At 65.8% G+C, this 5,287-nt stretch carries 6 protein-coding genes; 3 read left to right on the forward strand and 3 right to left on the reverse strand.

Translation table 11 applies throughout. The annotated features are described in order from the left end of the window. The coding region (locus ABW137_RS37280; RefSeq protein ID WP_526408268.1) for a hypothetical protein at positions 1-167 on the reverse strand (167 nt) is incomplete at its 3' end. 186 nt (positions 168-353) lie between these two features. Between ABW137_RS37280 and ABW137_RS37285 the strand changes: the two genes are divergently transcribed. Then, the gene (locus ABW137_RS37285; protein WP_526408260.1) at positions 354-821 is read left to right on the forward strand and encodes a nuclear transport factor 2 family protein; all 468 of its coding nucleotides are present in this window, start codon (positions 354-356) and stop codon (positions 819-821) included. A gap of 78 nt (positions 822-899) precedes the next feature. Here the strand turns inward: ABW137_RS37285 and ABW137_RS37290 are convergent, their stop codons facing one another. Beyond that, the gene (locus ABW137_RS37290; RefSeq protein ID WP_526408262.1) at positions 900-1,553 is read right to left on the reverse strand and encodes a L,D-transpeptidase family protein; all 654 of its coding nucleotides are present in this window, start codon (positions 1,551-1,553) and stop codon (positions 900-902) included. 128 nt (positions 1,554-1,681) lie between these two features. Between ABW137_RS37290 and ABW137_RS37295 the strand changes: the two genes are divergently transcribed. After that, a complete protein-coding gene (locus ABW137_RS37295) occupies positions 1,682-3,175 on the forward strand; it encodes a bifunctional phosphatase PAP2/diacylglycerol kinase family protein (RefSeq protein ID WP_526408264.1) in 1,494 nt (497 codons plus the stop codon). Here the strand turns inward: ABW137_RS37295 and ABW137_RS37300 are convergent. After that, entirely contained in the window at positions 3,132-3,797 is a 666-nt protein-coding gene (locus ABW137_RS37300) for a phosphatase PAP2 family protein (RefSeq protein ID WP_526408266.1), read from the reverse strand. The genes ABW137_RS37295 and ABW137_RS37300 overlap by 44 nt on opposite strands. A gap of 259 nt (positions 3,798-4,056) precedes the next feature. Here ABW137_RS37300 and ABW137_RS37305 point away from each other — a divergent pair. Continuing rightward, positions 4,057-5,287 (forward strand): purine-cytosine permease family protein (locus ABW137_RS37305; RefSeq protein WP_526408270.1); only part of this gene is annotated, 1,231 nt, incomplete at its 3' end.

Consider the following 5,287-nt stretch of genomic DNA (forward strand, 5'->3'; position numbering starts at 1 on the left):
CCGTCCGGCGCGACCAACGGCACCGAATCACCGACGCGCTCGACGAAGCCGTCCAGCACGGAGCCGTCGGCGAGGGTCACCACCGAACGGCGTATCACGGGTTGATTGCCGACTCGTGCCGCGACCAAGTTCGTCGTCCCGATCGACAACCCCAATGGGTCGCTCATAACGGACCACACCATAGCCGCCCGACCTGCTGATATTCGTTAGACACTCCGTGCCAACGGCGTTCCACCATCACGCTTTTGGACCACTATGAGCGGGCGCAGAACCCGCTATGGATTCGCTGTGACGAACAAGACGATCCCGGACCACCCGCAATCTGAGTGCGGTGCGGTAGCCGGTGTGCTGCAATGTCGGCCATGGGTGACATCGACGACATCAAGCAAGTCAAATACCGCTACCTTCGCGCGCTCGACACCAAGCACTGGGACGAGTTCGCCGACACGCTGACCGAGGACATCATCGGCGACTACGGCGAATCCCTCGGCGAGGAGCACCACTTCACCGACCGCGAATCTCTGGTCGATTTCATGCGCACGGCGATGCCCGCCGACGTCATCACCGAACATCGGGTGACCCATCCCGAGATCGACGTCACTGGCGACGAGGCCACGGGCATCTGGTACCTGCAGGACAAGGTGATCGTGCCGAAGTTCGACTTCATGTTGATCGGGGCCGGCTTCTACCGTGACCGCTACCGCCGGACCGCCGACGGGTGGCGGATCAGTGCCACCGGTTACGACCGCACCTACGACGCCTCGATGTCGACGAGCGCTCTGAACTTCAAGGTGAAATCCGGTAAGGCGGTAGCTCTTTGAGCCCGCGACCGTCGTGATTCGTGCACGTTTACCCGCGCCCACCGCGGGTAAGCGTGCACAAATCGCTTGAGGGGGCCGTTACTTCGACACCGCGATGAGCGCACCCGGGCGCAGCCACCTGATGATGCCCACCAGCGTGGCGTCGTCGATCGACACGCAACCGGCCGTCGGGCCGCCATCGGTGGTGTGAAGGAAGAATGCGCCGCCGTTGCCCGGTACCCGCGCCTTGTTCACGCCCATCACCACCGCGTGCTTGTACTGCGGGATCTGTAGGTTCTCGGTCCCGCTGCTGGGATTGGTGTCGAACGGACACTCGGAGCGCTTGCACACCTGCATGGTGTTGTAGGTGGGGCTCTTCATGTCGCCGTCCCACCAGTGGTCGGGTCCCACCTGGACGTACTGCAGGCCGCCGCCGGGATTGGGATCCGTACCGAAGGCGAAGTCAAGGGTGAAGATGCCCATCGGGGTGAGCATCTGACCGTCGTGCGTCTCGGGGGCCATTCCCCTTTCGCCGATGAACCCGGGAATGCCCGCGCCGACGGCCTGCCAACCCGCTGCGGTGCGCTCGTAGACGTCGACCTTCGCATTCGAACCGCCAACGCCCACAACGGATATCACCTGGGTCGCAGTGCCGACGCTCGGCGCGAACCACGGCACCGGAGCGGCACGCGCCAGCGGTGCCGCGGCCAACCCCACTAGCACCGCGCACAGCGAGATCAGCAGTCGGCGCACGGCTTCAACGTCAACACACGCGCGGCTAGAGGTCAAGTAAAGGTTTAGCAACGGGCGCACGGCTCTCGAGCCAGTGAAGAGATGAGTTGTGCCCAAAGCTCTTTCGCCGTGCCGCTAGGTTGGACGCCATGGAGCTACTGCGCAAGCCCAGATTCCGGCACCGCGGCATCCGCCAGATCGGCGAGGGCCTCGGGACACTGGACCGTGAGGTCTTCGAGGCGATCGCGGAGTCACCCAGCCCGCTGCTGGACCGCTTCATGCCCCGGCTCACCGCCGCCGCCGACCACTCCAAGTTGTGGTTCGTGATCGCCGCCGCGCTGATGGCGACCAGGAAGTCCTCGGTGCAGCGGGGCGCGGGCCGTGGGGTGGCATCCCTCGCGGTGACCAGCCTGGTGGCAAACCAGGTGGCCAAGCGCGTGTGGAAGCGACCGCGGCCGGAGTGGGCTGCGGTCCCCGTGCTGAGGCGGTCGCGTCGGATGCCGACGTCCAACTCGCTGCCGTCGGGGCACTCCGCGAGTGCGGCGGCGTTCGCCGTCGGTGTCGGACTGGAGAGCGCACCCGTCGGACTGGGGCTCGCGCTGCTGGCCGGGATGGTCGGCATTTCGCGGGTCGCGACCGGTGCGCACTATCCGGGCGACGTCCTCGCCGGATTCGGCCTCGGCGCCACGGTCGCGGTGATCGGCGGGCGGATCGTGCCTCCGATCGTGGAGGCACGCATGCCCACCGCGGACCCCCTGCGCGTCGACACCCCGGAGCGGCCCGACGGCGACGGCGTCGTCCTGGTGATCAACCCGGCCTCAGGCAGCGGCACGGGGGCGCGGGTCATCGACGAGGCTCGTGAGGCGCTGCCTCGCATGGAGATCGTGGAGCTGCAGCCCGAAGACGACGTCGAGGAGGTGATGAAGGCGGCGGCGGGGCGCGCCGAGGTGCTCGCCGTCGGCGGCGGAGACGGCACGGTGGCGTGCGCGGCGGCCACGGCACTGGCCGCAGGCCTTTCGCTCGCGGTCTTCCCCGGCGGCACGTTCAACCACTTCGCCAAGGACATCGGGTGCGACACGGTCGCCAAGACCGTTCAGGCGATCCGCGACGGCAGTGTGGTCTGCGTCGACGTCCTGCGCCTCAACGAGACCGGAACCGTCATCAACACGGCCAGCATCGGCGCGTATCCCACGTTCGTCCAGAGGCGGGAGAAGCTCGAACATCGGATCGGCAAGCCGCTGGCTGGCGTGTACGCCATGTTCCAGACCCTGCGTCACGGCGAGCCGGTGCGCATCCGGTACGACAACAAGACCCTGCAGACGTCGCTGTTCTTTCTCGGCAACTCCACCTACCTGCCGTCGGGCTTCGCCCCGTCACGGCGCCTGCGGATGGACGACGGTTTGATGGACGTGCGCATCCTGGAGACCGAGCGGCGGTTCAGCACTGCGCGCATCCTGACCTCGCTCGCGCTGGGTCGGCTGGTGCGCAGCCCGCTGTATCACGAACTCCGGGTGCCCGAGTTCCACTTCACCGCCGTCGACGGGCCGACGCTGCTCGCGCACGACGGCGAGCTGGCCGACGAGCTCGACGAGGCCAGTTTCAGCGTTCGGTACCGGGCGTTGCCGGTGTTTCGCCCCCTGTGATGACCGCGCGCCGCGAGAGCACCGGCAGGCAGAGCGTGAAGTAGAGATATCCAAGCGCCCATCCCGCCACCACGTCGGACAGATGGTGCACGTTGAGCGCGACGCGGCCCAGTCCCACCGACACGACGATGACGACGCCGGCCGCGATCAACCATGGCCACAGGCCCCGTCGCACGTGCGGCAGCAGCACGACGGCGAGGGCCAGCACGCACGCCATGGTGCCGAGGGCGTGACCGGACGGGAACGACGTCGAAGACGCGTAGACCATGGCGGTGGCGGGCCGCGGCCGGTCGGCGAAGTGCTTCGCGAGCTCGGTCAGGGGTCCGGACAGTTCCACGGTGAGCAGCAGGAACACGGCCACCCGCCAATCCCTGCGAACGAGTGCGTAGACGATGAGCGCGACCGTCACCAGTCGGAACACGCCTGGGGAGAAGACGGTGCACCACGCATTCCAGAAGATCGCCCAAGCGGGGTGCTCGACACCGATCCGATGGGCCACGGCGAGCGTGGTGGAATCGATGGTGGCCAACCAGCTCCAACCCACCCGCCAACCGATCCAGGCGCCGACGTAGACGGCAACGGCCAGCGCACTCACTCCTGCGAGCAGCCCCTTCGCCCTCACGTGAACCTCATCAAGGTAAATCTGCCCCACCTGTAACACCTTGCACAACCGTGGCGAATAGACCAGTAGCGCCCGTGCCTCCGTCACAACCCCGACTCTTGACGGAGGTACGGGCCATTCGCTTCTGGTGGGAACACAGTCGTCACAACGTTGAAACAAGCCGGTCCTAGCTTTGCTATCCATGACTCAAGAGCTGAACAAGGAGCCTGACCTGCCAGGCTCCTCCGAGGCAACGGACCTCGACGCCGGTCTCGATCAGATGACCGCCACCAAGGAGACGCTGGAGGACTACACCCTCCGGTTTGCTCCGCGGAGCTATCGCAAGTGGTCGACGCGCGTCGTCGGCATCTCGGCGCTCGGCGGTATCGCATACCTTGCGGACTTTGCCATCGGCGCCAACATCGGCATTGCGTACGGGACCACGAATGCGCTGTGGGGGATCCTGATCTTCGCCGTCGTCGTGATGGCAACGGGTTTCCCCGTGGCCTATTACTCGGCGCGCTACAACATCGACCTCGACCTGGTCACCCGCGGTAGCGGCTTCGGCTACTACGGCTCGGTCGTCACCAACGTCATCTTCGCCACCTTCACCTTCATCTTCTTCGCCCTCGAGGGCTCGATCATGGCGCAGGGCCTGGAACTGGGCCTGGGGATCCCGCTGTGGCTGGGTTACGCGGCGTCGACGCTGGTCATCTTCCCGCTGGTCATCTACGGCATGAAGGTGCTGTCGACCCTGCAGGTGTGGACGACCCCGCTGTGGCTGATCCTCATGGTCGCCCCGTTCGTGTACCTGGTCGTCAGCCACCCGGAGTCCGTCAGCCAGTTCTTCGCCTACCAGGGCGAGAACGGCGTCCAGGGCTTCGACCTCGGTTCAACGCTGCTGGCCGCAGGTGTGTGTCTGTCGCTCATCGCGCAGATCGCCGAGCAGAACGACTACCTGCGATTCATGCCGCCGAAAACCCCCGAGAACAAGCGCAGCTGGTGGACCTGGATGTTCCTCGCCGGCCCGGGCTGGGTGATCTTCGGTGCCATCAAGCAGATCGTCGGCCTGTTCCTCGCGGTGTACCTGATCGCCAACGTCGCCGAGAGCGCGGGCATCGCCAACCAGCCGGTGCACCAGTTCCTGGAGATCTACCAGAACTTCCTGCCGCCGTGGCTGGCCATGACGCTGGCCGTCGTGCTCGTCGTCATCAGCCAGGTCAAGATCAACGTGACCAACGCCTACTCGGGCTCGCTGGCGTGGACCAACTCGTTCACCCGCGTGACGAAGACCTACCCGGGTCGCCTGGTGTTCCTGGGCTTCAACCTGCTGATCGCGCTGATCCTGATGGAAGCCAACATGTTCGACTTCCTGAATACGATCCTCGGCTTCTACGCCAACTGCGGCATGGCCTGGGTCGTGGTGGTCGCCTCGGACATCGTGTTCAACAAGTACCTGTTGAAGCTCTCGCCGATGCAGCCGGAGTTCCGGCGCGGCATGCTGTACAACT

This window comes from Mycobacterium sp., assembly GCF_040509115.1.
Lineage (GTDB): Bacteria > Actinomycetota > Actinomycetes > Mycobacteriales > Mycobacteriaceae > Mycobacterium.

Coding starts and splice junctions, on each gene's coding strand:
- ABW137_RS37285 (WP_526408260.1), top strand. CDS start 354: ATGTCGGCCATGGGTGACATCGACGACATCAAGCAAGTCAAATACCGC.
- ABW137_RS37295 (WP_526408264.1), top strand. CDS start 1,682: ATGGAGCTACTGCGCAAGCCCAGATTCCGGCACCGCGGCATCCGCCAG.